This window comes from Shewanella sp. WXL01, from assembly GCF_012263345.1.
Taxonomy (GTDB): domain Bacteria; phylum Pseudomonadota; class Gammaproteobacteria; order Enterobacterales; family Shewanellaceae; genus Shewanella; species Shewanella maritima.
In genome coordinates, this window is the sequence record NZ_JAAIKQ010000001.1 from 1,151,163 (window position 1) to 1,166,333 (window position 15,171).

At 44.8% G+C, this 15,171-nt stretch carries 15 protein-coding genes; 8 read left to right on the forward strand and 7 right to left on the reverse strand.

Going from position 1 to position 15,171, the window contains the following annotated elements:
• Positions 1–6: 6 nt before the first annotated feature.
• A complete protein-coding gene (gene rpsU / locus G3R49_RS04905) occupies positions 7–222 on the reverse strand; it encodes a 30S ribosomal protein S21 (RefSeq protein WP_006080725.1) in 216 nt (71 codons plus the stop codon).
• A 365-nt stretch (positions 223–587) separates the two neighbouring features.
• On the opposite strand from rpsU, the gene tsaD reads away from it, so the two are divergent.
• Positions 588–1,601, forward strand: a complete 1,014-nt coding sequence (tsaD, locus tag G3R49_RS04910) for a tRNA (adenosine(37)-N6)-threonylcarbamoyltransferase complex transferase subunit TsaD (protein ID WP_130598005.1) — start codon at positions 588–590, stop codon at positions 1,599–1,601.
• A gap of 152 nt (positions 1,602–1,753) precedes the next feature.
• On the opposite strand, the gene plsY is transcribed toward tsaD, so the two are convergent.
• Positions 1,754–2,356 (reverse strand): glycerol-3-phosphate 1-O-acyltransferase PlsY, encoded by a 603-nt coding sequence (gene plsY, locus G3R49_RS04915; protein WP_130598004.1) that lies wholly within the window; start codon positions 2,354–2,356, stop codon positions 1,754–1,756.
• Between the two features lie 228 nt (positions 2,357–2,584).
• Between plsY and folB the strand changes: the two genes are divergently transcribed.
• The 4 genes from folB to G3R49_RS04935 all read left to right on the forward strand — a co-directional run bounded on the left by folB (position 2,585) and on the right by G3R49_RS04935 (position 5,542).
• Entirely contained in the window at positions 2,585–2,953 is a 369-nt protein-coding gene (gene folB, locus G3R49_RS04920; protein ID WP_167868811.1) for a dihydroneopterin aldolase, read from the forward strand.
• A gap of 4 nt (positions 2,954–2,957) precedes the next feature.
• Positions 2,958–3,461, forward strand: coding sequence for a 2-amino-4-hydroxy-6-hydroxymethyldihydropteridine diphosphokinase (folK, locus tag G3R49_RS04925; protein ID WP_167868812.1), 504 nt, complete (start codon positions 2,958–2,960; stop codon positions 3,459–3,461).
• Positions 3,462–3,678: 217 nt separating this feature from the next.
• A complete protein-coding gene (locus G3R49_RS04930) occupies positions 3,679–4,479 on the forward strand; it encodes an undecaprenyl-diphosphate phosphatase (protein WP_167868813.1) in 801 nt (266 codons plus the stop codon).
• A gap of 202 nt (positions 4,480–4,681) precedes the next feature.
• Positions 4,682–5,542, forward strand: a complete 861-nt coding sequence (locus G3R49_RS04935; RefSeq protein WP_167868814.1) for a methyltransferase domain-containing protein — start codon at positions 4,682–4,684, stop codon at positions 5,540–5,542.
• Between the two features lie 306 nt (positions 5,543–5,848).
• Here the strand turns inward: G3R49_RS04935 and G3R49_RS04940 are convergent, their stop codons facing one another.
• Positions 5,849–6,112 carry an Lpp/OprI family alanine-zipper lipoprotein gene (locus G3R49_RS04940; protein WP_130597999.1) on the reverse strand — a complete coding sequence of 88 codons (264 nt, stop codon included), beginning with the start codon at positions 6,110–6,112 and terminating at the stop codon, positions 5,849–5,851.
• A 323-nt stretch (positions 6,113–6,435) separates the two neighbouring features.
• Entirely contained in the window at positions 6,436–7,674 is a 1,239-nt protein-coding gene (locus G3R49_RS04945; protein ID WP_167868815.1) for a multifunctional CCA addition/repair protein, read from the reverse strand.
• 135 nt (positions 7,675–7,809) lie between these two features.
• On the opposite strand from G3R49_RS04945, the gene G3R49_RS04950 reads away from it, so the two are divergent.
• Together G3R49_RS04950 and G3R49_RS04955 are read left to right on the forward strand one after the other, a co-directional pair.
• The gene (locus tag G3R49_RS04950; RefSeq protein WP_167868816.1) at positions 7,810–9,513 is read left to right on the forward strand and encodes an ExeA family protein; all 1,704 of its coding nucleotides are present in this window, start codon (positions 7,810–7,812) and stop codon (positions 9,511–9,513) included.
• Positions 9,513–10,715 (forward strand): general secretion pathway protein GspB, encoded by a 1,203-nt coding sequence (locus tag G3R49_RS04955; protein ID WP_245335236.1) that lies wholly within the window; start codon positions 9,513–9,515, stop codon positions 10,713–10,715. The genes G3R49_RS04950 and G3R49_RS04955 overlap by 1 nt, the downstream gene beginning before the upstream one ends.
• Before the next feature lie 460 nt (positions 10,716–11,175).
• Here the strand turns inward: G3R49_RS04955 and G3R49_RS04960 are convergent, their stop codons facing one another.
• Together G3R49_RS04960 and G3R49_RS04965 are read right to left on the reverse strand one after the other, a co-directional pair.
• Positions 11,176–11,745, reverse strand: coding sequence for a LemA family protein (locus G3R49_RS04960; protein ID WP_167868817.1), 570 nt, complete (start codon positions 11,743–11,745; stop codon positions 11,176–11,178).
• Between the two features lie 9 nt (positions 11,746–11,754).
• Positions 11,755–12,819: a hypothetical protein gene (locus tag G3R49_RS04965; protein ID WP_167868818.1), complete on the reverse strand. Its 1,065-nt coding sequence runs from the start codon at positions 12,817–12,819 to the stop codon at positions 11,755–11,757.
• A gap of 144 nt (positions 12,820–12,963) precedes the next feature.
• Here G3R49_RS04965 and G3R49_RS04970 point away from each other — a divergent pair, with 144 nt between their 5' ends.
• On the forward strand, positions 12,964–13,356 hold the full coding sequence (locus tag G3R49_RS04970) for a VOC family protein (protein ID WP_167868819.1): 393 nt from the start codon (positions 12,964–12,966) through the stop codon (positions 13,354–13,356).
• Positions 13,357–13,379: 23 nt separating this feature from the next.
• Here the strand turns inward: G3R49_RS04970 and G3R49_RS04975 are convergent, their stop codons facing one another.
• Positions 13,380–15,140, reverse strand: a complete 1,761-nt coding sequence (locus tag G3R49_RS04975) for an RluA family pseudouridine synthase (protein ID WP_167868820.1) — start codon at positions 15,138–15,140, stop codon at positions 13,380–13,382.
• Positions 15,141–15,171: the final 31 nt, after the last annotated feature.

Sequence of the window (15,171 nt, forward strand, 5' to 3'; positions counted from 1 at the left end):
GAGATATTAGTATAAACGTACGCGACGTGCGTTTTCGCGAGAAAGCTTCTTCGCAAGACGTTTAACTGCAGCAGCTTTAGCGCGCTTACGTGCAGTAGTTGGCTTCTCGTAGAATTCACGAGCACGCACGTCTGCTAGGATACCTGCTTTTTCACAAGAGCGCTTGAAACGACGTAGAGCTACGTCGAATGGTTCGTTTTCACGTACTTTAATAATTGGCATACGCCATCACCCCTTAGGTGTAGTTGTGTTGACCCGTTAAATCCCGAAAAATCGGCACCCAAATAGGCCAAAGGCTAATTAAAATGGTGCGGAATTTTACACCGACTAAATACGACTTGTAAACCCCTGAATGTATTTCGAAGATATCTGGGCGCTAGCTTGTTGATATTAGGCCAATAATCCTAGCATCTTAACGTATATAAGTTACGAGTCAGTGACATTCAGCTAGCTGATATCAGGTTGGTCTTCTTTAACGCGGCGCATTGTCGTCGAGTTGGGCTATGGCACACAACTGGCGCAATCTTATCTATCTAGGTAGAATTAGCGCCCATTCCCTAAGCTGATTGAGCGAACAAGATAGAACTATGCGAGTAATAGGAATTGAAACCTCTTGTGATGAGACCGGTATCGCCGTTTATGATGACGAACAAGGTTTGCTGTCACACATGTTATATAGCCAGGTTAAATTGCATGCAGACTACGGCGGAGTAGTGCCAGAGCTGGCCTCGCGCGATCATGTTCGTAAAATTGTGCCGTTAATTAAACAGGCGCTGAAAGATGCTAATTCAACGCTCGATGACATTGATGGTGTCGCTTACACCAAGGGACCAGGTTTAATCGGTGCACTATTAGTTGGTGCCTGTGTTGGTCGCTCACTAGCATATTCTTGGGGCAAGCCTGCGGTTGGCGTGCATCATATGGAAGGTCATTTACTTGCTCCTATGCTAGAAGACGACGCGCCTGAGTTTCCATTTATTGCGCTTCTTGTATCTGGCGGTCACACCATGCTGGTAGATGTAAAAGGTATTGGTCAATATGAAGTACTTGGCGAGTCCGTTGATGATGCAGCCGGTGAAGCGTTTGATAAAACCGCTAAATTAATGGGCCTTGATTATCCGGGCGGCCCTCGTCTTGCCAAGTTGGCTGCTCAAGGTGAGCCTAACTGCTATAAATTCCCAAGACCAATGACTGATAGACCAGGGCTTGACTTTAGCTTTTCAGGTCTAAAGACCTTCACAGCTAATACCATTAATGCAGAGCCTGATGATGAACAAACTCGCGCTAATATTGCTCGCGCTTTTGAAGAGGCTGTGGTTGATACTTTGGCGATTAAATGTAAACGTGCATTAAAGCAAACAGGTTATAAACGCTTAGTCATTGCTGGTGGCGTAAGTGCCAATACTCGCTTGCGTGAATCTTTGGCTGAGATGATGAGCAACATCGGTGGTAAAGTGTTTTATCCACGCGGTGAGTTTTGCACAGATAATGGCGCGATGATTGCCTATGCAGGTTTGCAACGTTTAAAAGCGGAGCAAACTGAAGACTTAGCAGTTAAAGGGCAACCACGCTGGCCATTAGATAGCTTACCGCCTGTGTAACCGTTTTTGATACTCAAATACCTGAGTAAGTGTTAGTTTATTGAGAAAATGAAAGCCCGCTTAATCTAAGCGGGCTTTTTGTTAATTATTTTTGAATGCTGCTCAGCGTGTCAAAAGACTAAACGTCTCGAAGCATTAGCGTGTCAAAGACACTAGGCTTTCTTTTTTCGCGATACTTTAGACTCTTCGCCTATGCGCAGCCTTTCAATATTATCTTTGTGGCGAATAAGAATGAGTGTGGATAGCATGGCAGCAGGGAGCACAAAGCGTTCATCGAAAAACCATGTATATACTGGCGCAAGCACAGCGGTTGCCATTGCCGCCACGGATGAATAGCGAGTAATAAATACCAGTACAGCCCAGGTTATCATCAAGGTAATGGCTAAATCACCGCCAATCGGTGCCATCGCCCCAAAAGCCGTTGCTACACCTTTGCCGCCTTTAAAACCAAAAAACAATGGGAAGATATGCCCAAGACAGGCAGCAATGGCTATAAAGCCAAGTGATGGCGCATCGAGACCAATTTTATAGCCTATATAAGATGGCGCAGCGCCTTTAAGCATGTCGAAGAACAACACCATAGCCGCAGAGCTTGCGCCGCCAATACGCAATACATTGGTTGCCCCTGGGTTACCTGAGCCGTTGGTGCGTGGGTCTGGCAAACGACGAAGCTTACATACCAATATCGCACTTGAGATCGAGCCAGCAATATATGCAGCAGTGATCATCAAAAGGGTAATGGCAATGTCGTTCAACTTGGTTTCCTTACGCTTGTTAGGGTATTATCGCGCCTGCAAATTCTGGAAGAGACGTTATCAGATAATTTTTATGCCGTTATCCTACTGCTTTAATAGGCAATGAAAAAGGCTTATTGCGTAATATCTGTCAATATCCTATCCGCTAACCGTAAATAATTCTGCGTAATGATTGTTTTGAGCTACGCCTAGTCGCAAGCTTAAGGTCAAATGCAACAAGGAGTCGTAATGGATAAAGTGCTTATCCGTGGTTTAGAGATAAACACTGTTATTGGTGTTTATGATTGGGAAAAAACCATAGAGCAACGTTTACTCGTCGACTTAGACATGGCCTGGGATAACCGCCAAGCGGCTGCGACCGATGATTATCAATATGCGCTGTGTTATGAAACTGTATCTAACCGCGTGATTGAGAAAATCATCGAAAAGCCTATTGAGTTAATTGAAACGGTAGCAGAAATGATCGCCACGATTTTGCTTGAAGAGTTTAATGTGAGCTGGGTAAAGGTGGTAGTGAAGAAACCTGGTGCAGTTAAGCAGGCGCAATCAGTTGCAGTTGAAATTGAGCGCAGCCAATCAGCGTCACAAGCGAGCTAAGCAGATGGCAACTATTTATATTAGTTTAGGCACTAACATTGAGCCCCATAAGCACCTTGGTGCAGGGCTTGTAGAGCTACAGCAATATTTTGGCAAGCTTGCACTATCGCGCGTGTTTGAAAGTGAACCCGTTGGCTTTAACGGCACTAACTTTCTAAATATGGTGGCAGCTGCACAAACTGAGCTGCCTATTGCCGAAGTGGTGGCTATTTTTAAGCAAATTGAGCAAGACAACGGCCGTATTCGAGGCGAGAAAAAGTTTAGCCCACGTAGTCTAGATATCGACCTATTGCTTTATGACGATGTGATATGTGAGCTGCCGGTAAGTTTGCCTCGCGGTGAAATCCTCTATAATGCTTTTGTTCTGTGGCCGATGGCGGAAGTCGCGCCGGGATTAACACACCCTATTGCTGGTAAAACTTATGCTCAGCTATGGCACGAGTACGACAAACCGTCGCAACAATTATGGCCAGTAGAATTTACATTTCCCGAGCAATTAACCCTATAACGTATTAAACGAGCTCGTAAACTAAGTTTCACTTTATTCATGGTAGAAAATCAGGCTTAATCATCGACTTAATTTCTCTTGCTTAGGTTTAAACTGCACAATAAGACCTAAGCGGAGATAGAGTTAGCATTGGTGGACACTGCGTAGTTTTTACTAATCAGGAAGTAGTTTCAGCCAATGCTAGTTAGAAGCTTTAAAGATAATAACAAGGAGTATTATGGACACTTTGCAGGTTATCTTACTGGCATTAATTCAGGGTTTAACTGAGTTTTTGCCAATTTCTAGCTCGGCGCACCTCATCTTGCCCGCGCAGCTACTCGGTTGGGAAGATCAAGGCTTATCATTTGATGTCGCAGTGCATATTGGCTCGCTGCTAGCTGTGATTATCTATTTCCGCGTTGAAGTCTGGACCATGCTTAAAGCTTGGCTAGCTAGTATTTTTAAAGGGCTGCATACTGAAGACAGTAAGCTCGCTTGGTGGATTATTTTGGCCACCTTGCCAGCTGTAGCCTTTGGCTTTGTTGCAAAAGACTTTATTCAAGAGCACCTTCGCGGCCCCGGCGTCATTGCAATTACCACTATCGTATTTGGTTTGCTGCTATGGGTGGGCGACAAGCTATCGCGCGATGAGCTAACCGAGTATCAAACAGGTTGGCGTAAAGCCTTGCTGATTGGTTTTGCTCAAGCTATTGCGATTATCCCAGGTACATCACGTAGTGGCATTACTATTACTGCAGCATTATTGTTAGGGCTCAAGCGCGAAGCAGCTGCTCGTTTCTCATTCTTAATGTCAATTCCCGTGATTCTTGGCGCTGCGATTCTAATGAGTAAAGATGCCATGAATACGGATGCAGTGATTGACTATCAAGCAATGGGCTTAGGCATCGTGATGTCGTTTATCGCGGCTTATGCCTGTATTTTCTTCTTTTTGAAAATCATCAGTAAAATGGGCATGACGCCGTTTGTCATCTATCGTCTGGCCTTAGGCATAGTATTGTGCGGTTTTGTGTTTATGTAGCAGAGACTTACGCTGATAGTGATAAGTGTCTGTGATAATTGCCTAGTATGTTGTCCCTTATTGATGCCTTAGTTAAAGGCTGCGATTAACTGCCGTTGCCGCTAGAATTAATCACAAATATTGTTAAGAGTCGGGTTTACCCCGACTCTTTTGTTTAGTCGTCACTTATTCTCAACAGTGACTCGTTATAGCCGAGATTGATATGACCACCACGCCAGTTCGCTGTCCAATTTGCCAGTCACCGATGCAACTTCATCAAGCCTCAAACGGCTATTATTGTGATAACAAGCACCGCCTAGATAAGACTGAGCAAGGCTTTTACCCGTGCTTTATTAACAATAAAAACAAGCCGAAACCCATGACTCGCGCGCAAATGCGTGCAAAGCAGTTTTTGTTAGCATCGGGCTTGTATCAAGGCTTAGTGGATAAGCTCGCAGATGTAATTCGCCCGATGCACAAGCACGCTGCAGATGAAAAACAGCCACTAAACTGGCTGGACTATCAGTGTGGTGAAGGTTTTTATCTTCGTGAGCTTAGCAAGGTTATAGGCTTCAACAGTGGTGATGAAAGTCAGATTGGCGCTGTTAATTGCTATGGTTTTTCAGATGCTGAAAACGCGCTATTTGCTGCCAGTAAGCAGCAAACACCTGCGCAATTGTTCAATGGCTCAGCTAAGGGCTTACCGTTTAATGATGAAAGCTTTGATCTCATCACAGTGCTGGATAGTCAGCTTAAAGGTAAAGAGTGTCAGCGCGTGCTTAAAGCCGATGGTCGTATGTTACTTGTTGTGCCAACACCAGAACATTTACTTGAGCTTAGGCAGTTGCAGCAAGGTGATGTTGAACTAAAACCTACGCAGTTAAATTTACCCAGCGGATTAGAGCTAGTTGTTGATCACAGTGTTCAACTTGTGCAAGACGTTAGCGCTGAGCAAGCTCAAAGCTTATATGAGCAAACAAGTTTTGGTTGGCGCGCCAGCAAACAAGCACAAAAAGTCACTCAGTTCTCACCAATGAAGTTAACTTTTGCCTGGCAAATATTGGAGCTTGCAAAAGCACAATAGACTTTTTGTAGTATCAGGAGTGCTGAATGAAACCAACCGGATAAGTTAACTAGACCTGGTTGGCGAGGGGAATCGGCTGGTGAGCAGAATGGTTGGTAACTGGGTTTAGCGATTTTAGATAGTAGTGAAAGTTGTTGGGGAGAGTGCCTTGATTGTATGCGAGTTTAGATAAGCTCTGTAATTTAGATAATCTCACTAATTTTATACTCGCACAAAAATTAAGGCTTGATACTAAAACCACTTGTGAGTGACTTTAGTATCAAGCCTTAATAATCAACCTATAAAATAAGCTAATTTAAATGGCGATTACTTCTTGTAAGAAGAAGCCATGTTGTCTAAACGGTCGTTAGCACGTTTAGCTTCAGCTTGAGCGTCCATTGCAGCTGCTTTAGCGCCTTTAACGTCAGCAGAAAGTTTGCTTTGCTCAGATTTTAGTGCACCCACTTCAGCAGATAGTTGGTCTACTTTGTTACCTAGGTTTGCGACGCTTTCTTCTAGAGCAGTAGTGTTAGCACAGCCACCTAAAAGAGCAGTTAAAGCAACACCAGCAATCATCATAGTTTTTTTCATGGGTAAATCCCTTAATCAAATAGGTTGTAGATAATGCAGAACATATTTCTGCACCATTGTCTTTACGACAGTAACGTCTAAACGACACACAATATTTCAAATACCATGGGTAGATATAAGATATTGCTTTAAATTAATGAATTCAAGCAAAAATGTGGGCTACACCACCAAAAAACATGGCCTTGGTTGGGTTTTTGCACAAATTTACGCAGAATCCACTGAATATAGGTAAATCCTTGTTTTACCTAGCTGCACCTTTGTTAGATGTGCCAGTGTCATCCATCTGTAAACATTTAGTATAAATGGTGAATATGAAGTTTGAGTTAAAATCGCGCTTTTGACTGAGCGGCTTTATACTCAGCAATCACCTCAATACGTTGTTTGCTCAGCTGCTGCTTGATATCAGCCCCTTTATACCCTGCTTCAACAATAGGTTTGACCGCAATCTCTGACGCCAAATTAAAACATTGAGTGACATACTCAGCTTGCGGGTAGTCCTTATCTTCAAATCCAGTGCGGCCTCGAATATCACTGTGGCAGCATACTAGCAATTGACTGAGTCTTTGTGGTTTACGCCAAAAGTCGGCTTTGTCGAATATTTTGAGTAAGGTTTCAGCTCGTAGCTCAAACGCATTATGGATGTTCTGGTGCTGATCGCTCATCAGCAAGGCTAAATCACGTAGCTCATTCGGTACGCGAATACGACTGCAGAGTTGCTTAATTGGTGCTAAACCTTTTTGGCCGTGACCATGGTGCTTTGGCCATTGATCTTTTGGGGTTAATGCTTTGCCTAAGTCATGGGTAAGTGCGGCAAAACGCACTGCTTTATCTGTGGTTAATTTGGCGGCTTGCTCTAGCACCATCATGGTGTGGATGCCGCTGTCTATTTCAGGGTGCCACTTTTCTGGTTGCGGCACACCAAATAATGCATCTATCTCTGGCAATATCTCTTTAAGTGCGCCGCATTGCCTGAGTACCTCAAAAAACACCTGCGGCTGGGCGCAATCGAGTACCTTGTCGATCTCTTGCCAAACTCGCTCTGCAGTTAGCGCTTTTAACTCGCCTGAGTCCGCCATTTGCTGCATTAATGCCACGGTCTCACTGGCAACGGTAAATCCTTGCGGAGCAAATCTCGCGGCAAAACGCGCGACTCTCAGTACCCTAAGAGGGTCTTCACTAAAGGCGGCGGATACATGACGCAGAATGCGGCTTTCAAGATCTTTAATGCCGTTATACGGGTCGTGTAGCTTGCCTGATTCATCTTCAGCAATGGCATTAATCGTTAAATCGCGGCGCAGTAAGTCTTGTTCAAGGGTGACACTTTCATCAGCGTGGCAAACAAAGCCTTCGTAACCACGGCCACTTTTGCGCTCAGTACGCGCGAGCGCATACTCTTGCTGGGTTTTCGGGTGTAAAAAAACCGGGAAGTCTTTACCAACCTGTTGAAAGCCTTTATCTAACATGGCTTCGACCGTGCTGCCGACCACCATATAGTCTTTGTCTTTCACTGGAAGGTTTAATAATTTATCGCGAACTGCGCCGCCGACGAGAAATACTTGCATGTGTGCTAGTGCTGATTTTTGATAAAGAATACTGGCAAACAGCTTACCAGAGATAGATTTTCGCGGCTAACTTTTGACATCACCTTGCGCAGGTATTAACTTGACGCGGTACTGTCAAATTAGGACTCAAGTCGGATGTATAAAGCCTTTTATGGATTAACTGACAATCCATTCTCTATTGCCCCAAATCCTCACTATTTATTTTTAAGTGATCGCCATAAAGAAGCACTGGCCCATTTAACCTATGGCCTTGGGGAAACGGGTGGCTTTGTGTTGTTAACTGGTGAAGTCGGCACGGGTAAAACCACAGTGTCTCGTTGTCTATTACAGCAGCTTCCAGAAAATACCGACACTGCATTTATTCTCAATCCGTCACTGACTGAGCTTGAATTGCTCGCAACCTTGTGTGATGAGCTGGGGATTAAATATGGTGAAAACCCAAGCCTTAAACAGCTTACCGATTTGATCAGTCAGTTCTTGCTCGCAAATCATGAGAAAAAGCGCAATACCGTATTAATTATCGATGAAGCGCAGCATCTTCGCTCTGAAGTGCTCGAGCAACTGCGCTTACTGACAAATCTTGAAACCGACACCAAAAAGCTGTTGCAAGTTATCCTTATTGGTCAGCCTGAACTGCAACAATTATTGAAGCGCCAGGATCTGCGTCAGCTTGCGCAGCGAATTACCGCCAGATACCACTTATTGCCGCTTTCAGTTGAAGAGTTAGGCTTTTATGTACGTCACCGTTTGCAAGTGGCTGGTCGCCATGAACCACTGTTTACCAACAAAGCCATTAAGGTGCTACATAAGTACAGTGGCGGTATTCCAAGATTGACCAACCTATTATGTGAGCGTGCGCTAATGGCAGGCTACGGGCAATCAAAAGTGCCGGTTGATCATAAAATGGTGAATCAGGCTGCCAAAGAAGTGTTAGGTGCTGATGAAGTGATTGAAAGCAAGCGTTGGCCTTGGGTGTTAGCCGGTTCATTGGTGGTTGCTTTCGTTGGTGTGCTGCTTGTGCTGCAGCAGCTGGATGGTAACTCTTCAAATCAGCAGGTTGCTGCCAAAGTTGAGCAAACCGATAGTGCGCAAACTGTCAATACACAAGCATCTTCTAAGCAGACTTCTGTTAAGCCACAAGCACCAAAGGGAATTGAGCAATCGATATTACGCACGGCAATGAGCAGTGCTAAGCAAATCGACCACGCTTACGCGGCGCTGTTTGGTTTATGGCAAAAGCAACCGATTATTGGGCTGACTTTTTGTCAGGCCGCAACTGAGCAAGGGTTAGCTTGTTACCAACAGCAAGGCAACTGGAACAGTGTTGCTCAGCTTAATTACCCAGCGGTTGTGTACCTTTATAACAATGCTGGCGATAACTTTTATGGTGTCGTGGTTGAGCGTCAAGGTGAGCAGATTTTACTGCAACTATCTGAGCAACAGTTTTGGGTAGATAAAGCCTGGTTCGAACGTCATTTCGCTGGCACCTTTGAGATCCTTTGGGCGGGTGCAGATAACACTCCGCGCGAAATTGGCCCAACCGCAAGCCTTTCGCACGCTCAGTGGCTTGAAAATAGTCTAGCCAGTATTCAGCAGCGGCCGTCTCGCTTATTAAGTAATTTTGATCAGCAACTATCGCAACATGTGATGGAGTTTCAGCGTCGTAATGGCTTAAAAGCGGACGGTATTGCGGGTAGTCAAACACTGGTGAAAATACACTTGTTGCTAAGCCAGCACGGGCCAAAACTGTCTCGTACATCAAGCCAAGCTTCATTTAACCTTTCACGCAATCAGTCAAAATCTATAGTGAATAACGCGAGCGGGCAGGAGCTGAGCTAATGTCGATTTTATTGGACGCTGTGTCGAAGCAAAAGCAGCAACAAAACCAACAGCAGCAATCGCCAATTGATATGGTAACCCAGCCCGCGCCTGTAACTGCAAAGCCAAAGGCGCAGTTGCCATTAGCGGTTAAGCAAGTGCTAGGTTTAGTTGTTACAGTGAGTTTAGGCGGCGCGCTAGCCTGGGCAAGCCATACTTGGTTACTTAGCCCTAAAACTGTAGAAACTCAGACTAATGGCAGTCAAGCTAACCAGACAAGTACTGCAGAGAATGTTGAGCAAATGGCGGCAAGTAAACAGTCGCCGCTGCCTGATAATATCAAATCAAACGGTAGCCAGGCTGAATCTAGCGCTAACGTGCGCTTGGCTGGGAAAGTGGCTTTGCCTGTGGCTAAGCATTATTCGACTACAGCAATCAGTAATACTCGACCTGTGCAGGGGCAAGTTAACCAACCTAGTTATCAGCAAACTTTAGAACCGTCTGCTTCAAGCATTCAGCCTTCGGGAGTTGGTCAAAATGTGGCTGCAACTTATGCATCAGCTAACCAAAATGCTCAATCTATAGCGCAATCTCAGCCATTAGAGCCCACCTACTCTGGCATTACCTTGGCGCAGCTTGAGGCCTTAAGTTATCAGTACGATGTTGAGAATGGCTTGGTGTCAACTGGTGCAGCTAACCAAGCATCACAAATGCCTGACTTGGCAGCAAATACGGGTGTTAATGAGCAAGAGCCGATTATTCTCGGCGCTAATCCGAATGAACGTGGACGCAAAGAGTTAGCCAAGCTGCAATATGAAGTGGATAGTGCGGCTAAATCGGTCAACTTTGAACAAACTAAAGTTGAGCAGGCTGAGCGCAATAACTTGATGCTCGCTTTTGAGGCTGCCTTAAAAGAAGTTGAGTATGAGCAATCTGCAAATCAGTCGGTAACTGCTGAGCAGCTTGATCCTATCCCTAAAACCCAAGACAAGGTACTTCCTAGCTATGGTGACTTACCAGCTAGCGTACAATTGCAAGTGCCTGAGTTTAATATTGTCGCCCATGTCTATTCATCAGAGCCAGCGCAGCGTTGGTTAAATGTCGATGGCGCTGAGCTGCAACAAGGTGACAAAATTGGCGGTAAGATGACCATCATTGAAATTCGTCCGCGCGATGTGATTTTAGATATCGACGGCACTGAGTTTAAAGTGCCAGCGATTTAAGTTAGGCAGCAGGATTTTAATCAATGCCTTTCATCGATTCGGTGGTTAGTTGGTTTCTACTGGTGATATGTGAATAAATATAAACTAAGACTGATTGTGATTTTATCTGTCCAGCTAGCCATTACTGTCATTCATAAAGCTACACCAACCCTGTTTGATGAAACTAATTTTTACCACATATCAAATTGGACTTACTGGCTTGGAATGTGCTGGGGCATCTTTACTTTTGTGTACGCATTTAGCTTAGGTTGCAACCGATGCGGAGCGAGACAAGTATTTTGGGGTTTGAGTATTTTCTCGTTACGTTGGCCACAAGATAAGTGTCATAAATGTGGTGCTTTGGTGGAATAGTGCTTTTTAAGCTGTAACGTCTCTGACTCTCCAAAACGGTTAAAATTAATTGCCCGCCAGTATCGACTTCAACTGGCTGGGCGACAACGTTTAGTCTTATTGATAAGCCCTAAAACTTAGGCTTGTATTCAAACGACTCCGACGCTGTTGAGTCGCTAAACACTTCAATTACCTGCTTTTTATTGAACATGCCGTTAACCAGGTTGTTAGGAAATACCTGAATACATGAGTTAAAGCTGGCAACATTTTGGTTGAAAATACGCACCGCTGCACCAACGTTTTCTTCTTGTTCGGTAATTTCATACATAAACTTCGAGAACGACTCAGACGCACGTAGTTCTGGGTAGGCTTCTACCGCCACATTGATGCCTTTAATTAGCTCTTGTGATTGTTGGTCAATTTGGTTTTGCAGCTTAGTATCAATCTCACCATCTTTTAGGGCGTTAATGCCTTGGCGCAGCGCAGTGATCTGCGGCAAGATTTGCTTTTCATAATCTTGATGCCGCTGCAAAACGCGGTCTAACTCGGGAATGATACGACCACGTTGGCGCTCTTGGGTAAGCACGTCAGCCCAACCTCGTTGCACCGAGTTATGCTCTTTAACGATGCGGTTATAAATAATCCAAATACCGAGTAACACTACGCCAGCAATTATTAGCAAAATCATAGAAACGTCCATTTTTAATCCTTATCGAGTAGGGCCGACACTGTGGTGAATAATCTTATTTACGAAGCCAAATATGCGATTAACTGTATCAAGCGAGGTGTCAGTTAACAGCTCGTTTTTAAACGCGCGTGGAGTCGTTATATCGTGATCCATTTTGGGGTTAAGTAGGTTGGCTTCATTTTGGTTGATGAGTAAGCTGCCATCTGCTGCAAACTCGATGGTGAGTTGCGGTAATTGTTTGCCAAGCTCTTCACAGGCGATAACCACAACGGGTTCAAGGAACTTGGCGGCTTCAAACTCGCTAGCGGTTTGCACATTAAAACGTTTTTCAAACTCGCGCGATGCAGGCATAAACTTCTCTGGCCAATGTTTTTGCGCTCTAAGCTCGCTCATGACCAGACTATGACACTTATTAATTGGTGGGAAAATCACCCCTTCGCGATGATAATGGTCGTAAACGGTGCGAGTACGGGTTTGAGTATTCCCCTTGCTATCGGTCTCAGTATAGGTTTCCTGGCGCTGGTCAACATAGTGATGATGAATTACGCTAGCGCGGATAACTCCGGCTTGGGTATGAAAGTCAATTTCCTTGCCCCACTCAACATTGCGGCTGTGATTACCACGCTGAAAATCAACAAACTTGCTTTGGGCTTGCGCCAAAAATATACCATCACACTCAGTCATATTATAGAGATGCTTAATGGTTTCATCGCGCAGCAGCTTGGAAGTGCTTTTAATACGCTTATGGCGAATGGTTAGGGTGATAACGCAGCCAATTATGACGCTAAATAGCAGCGCAAACGCCAGCCAATGAGTCTGTTGATAGTATGAAAAGCTATAGCCCAGACGGTCGAGATACAGCCATAGTCCGATACTGGCGATGGTGCCAAGTAGCAGCGAAATATAATGGTACTGATTGCGATACTTGGTGGCATAGGGCAGGGCAATAGCCTGATCAAGGCAGTCTTTAATGGTATCAATCGAGGGTGAGCCCGTAGCCTGGCGTTTAAGCTTGGCTAAAAATAGGCTGAGCTGTTTATTGTTGTAGGGTTTATCCATCCTTTGAGGCTGGCTGGGCGTTGACATAATCCATCCTAGTCAAAATTAATACCGCTATACTAACTAGCCACTAACTGGTGTAAAGTGTTGTTTTTAATAAATTTGAATTAACACTATTCAGACTTAGAGTTCTACCGAGTGTTACCCCGTTTGTTGCAGTAGGAGCATGCTATGGCTAGTTTACAAAGGATTGATCATATTCATATCTATGTGTCCAACCGCGAGCAGGCTGTTGATTGGTATCAACAGGTGTTAGATTTTCATGTGATTGAAGCGCTTCGTTTTTGGAGTAAAGATGGCGGCCCGCTAACCATTAAACATGATGATATTCACCTTGCCTTGTTTGAGTCTGAGGCCAACAAGCGCACTACAGTGGCATTTGGGGTAAGCGCTGAAGACTTTTTAGCTTGGCAAACGCAACTAAATCAACACAATGTGGTCTTTAAAGAGTACGATCATGATTTAAGCTGGTCGATTTACTTTAGCGACCCATTTGCTAATCCGTTCGAGATAACCACGTATGAGTATGATGAGGTAAAGGCGCTTAAAGCTAAGCTTTCCTAATCTTACCCGTCCGATAGACGAGATTATTCAAACTCGGCTTTCACTTCGAATTGCATCAGTGCGCCCGTATCCGGGTGATTAAAGCTCAATTGCTGGGCATGGAGGTGTAATCGCTTATCGTGCTTGCCATATAAGTCATCACCAACGATCGCCATGCCTAATCCAAGGTGGTGGGCGCAGTGCATTCTTAGTTGATGAGTACGTCCTGTTTTTGGATACAAGGCTAATAAGGCTTTACCATCAATCACGCGCTCAAGCTGCCAGTGTGTTTCGGCATGCTTGCCGTGTTCATAACACACCAGCTGCTTAGGTCTATCATCGAGATCGACTCGCAGTGGTAAGCTGATATCCCCGCTTTGCTGCGCTGGCACATCGTCAATTAATGCCACATAACGTTTACATACAGTGCGTTCAATAAACTGCTGCACTAACGCTTTGTTGGCTTCGCTAGAAAGGGCGATAACCATCAAGCCTGAAGTAGACATATCAAGACGGTGAACAATTAGCGGCCCGCTAGCTTTCGGATAGCGCTGCTTCATTCGTGTTTGCACCGAATCGCTAATATGTTTACCCGCAACTGATAGCATTTCAGCAGGCTTGTTAATGACTACGATGTGCGCGTCTTCATAAATAATTTCGATTTGTTTATCCGCAGCGGTATTGATCAGTAGCGGGTCTGGCTCGACATTTAGCCCTTGTAGCATGTGGCCAAGTATAGGGCGACATTTGCTGTGACAGGCTGGATAGTAGTTTTTATGCTGCTTTACTTCAGACTTAGGCGCTTTACCCCACCAGAACTCCGCCATTGCGATGGGCTCAAACTTATGGGTAAAGGCGTACTGCAGTAGCTTAGGTGCCGCGCACTCTCCTGCCGCCGCTGGTGGCAAGTGATTTGGGGTATCAGCAAAAATCGCATTGAGATCTTTAATCTCACCCAGGCCATTGTTGAATTGGTACTCGGCAAATAGTTGCTGCTGCAATTGGTTTGATTGCTGTTTGCGAGCCGCCTTTAAGCCTTGTAATTCGTCAGTTAATTTATCTAACGCGCGCTCAACTTCAGTGATTCGCTCAAGCCAATGTGCTTTTATCTCAGCCAGCTGGTTTTTTTGTGTCACGCTTTGGCGACTAAGTTCTATCGATAAGTTATTGAATACTTGCTCGGTAATGACTAGCTGCTCTAGCTGCGCCTGAGCCTGTTTTCGCTGGGCTTTTCGTTGTTTGCGCCCAGTTACCATTAACTGTTGTTGGGCTTGAATCGCTTGGTCACGCTGCTCGGTTAGCGATTGCTTGTTAACTTGGAATTGCGCGAGTTGCTCACTTTGACTCAGCGACTCAATTTGCGCATTGATTTGGTTTATTTCTTGGCTCTGCTTGGCGAAAAAACTGTCTTGCGTCAGCATGTCGAATACAGGTGGTACAAACGGAGACAGTAGATTTTGATCGGCAAGCTTGCCTGAAAATGCCGCAATAAAACCCAGCTTGCCCTGCTGGTTTTTAACCACTAATACACCAAACATCTTACCGACAGCAGATTGTTGTTCATCACTGTCATTTAAACCAAAGTTATGCTGCCAAGGGTTAGGCTCAAGATAATCTTGTTGCAGTTGTTTCGCCGCTAGCTCAGACAGCGCATGCGGCTGATAATAGAAGGGAAATGTAAATTTCTCAGGCAAAGCGATTTGACTGATATCATCATTAAACTCAATAAAGCAGTCTGCATCGTACGCATTGGCATTGATATCAGCTTGTGCACTATCTATTGAACCGCTTGTTTTCACCGACATATTACAACTAACAACCTAAAATAAAATTCGC

Coding starts and splice junctions, on each gene's coding strand:
- rpsU (WP_006080725.1), bottom strand. CDS start 222: ATGCCAATTATTAAAGTACGTGAAAACGAACCATTCGACGTAGCTCTA.
- tsaD (WP_130598005.1), top strand. CDS start 588: ATGCGAGTAATAGGAATTGAAACCTCTTGTGATGAGACCGGTATCGCC.
- folB (WP_167868811.1), top strand. CDS start 2,585: ATGGATAAAGTGCTTATCCGTGGTTTAGAGATAAACACTGTTATTGGT.
- folK (WP_167868812.1), top strand. CDS start 2,958: ATGGCAACTATTTATATTAGTTTAGGCACTAACATTGAGCCCCATAAG.
- G3R49_RS04930 (WP_167868813.1), top strand. CDS start 3,679: ATGGACACTTTGCAGGTTATCTTACTGGCATTAATTCAGGGTTTAACT.
- G3R49_RS04935 (WP_167868814.1), top strand. CDS start 4,682: ATGACCACCACGCCAGTTCGCTGTCCAATTTGCCAGTCACCGATGCAA.
- G3R49_RS04940 (WP_130597999.1), bottom strand. CDS start 6,112: ATGAAAAAAACTATGATGATTGCTGGTGTTGCTTTAACTGCTCTTTTA.
- G3R49_RS04945 (WP_167868815.1), bottom strand. CDS start 7,674: ATGCAAGTATTTCTCGTCGGCGGCGCAGTTCGCGATAAATTATTAAAC.
- G3R49_RS04950 (WP_167868816.1), top strand. CDS start 7,810: ATGTATAAAGCCTTTTATGGATTAACTGACAATCCATTCTCTATTGCC.
- G3R49_RS04955 (WP_245335236.1), top strand. CDS start 9,513: ATGTCGATTTTATTGGACGCTGTGTCGAAGCAAAAGCAGCAACAAAAC.
- G3R49_RS04960 (WP_167868817.1), bottom strand. CDS start 11,745: ATGGACGTTTCTATGATTTTGCTAATAATTGCTGGCGTAGTGTTACTC.
- G3R49_RS04965 (WP_167868818.1), bottom strand. CDS start 12,819: ATGTCAACGCCCAGCCAGCCTCAAAGGATGGATAAACCCTACAACAAT.
- G3R49_RS04970 (WP_167868819.1), top strand. CDS start 12,964: ATGGCTAGTTTACAAAGGATTGATCATATTCATATCTATGTGTCCAAC.
- G3R49_RS04975 (WP_167868820.1), bottom strand. CDS start 15,140: ATGTCGGTGAAAACAAGCGGTTCAATAGATAGTGCACAAGCTGATATC.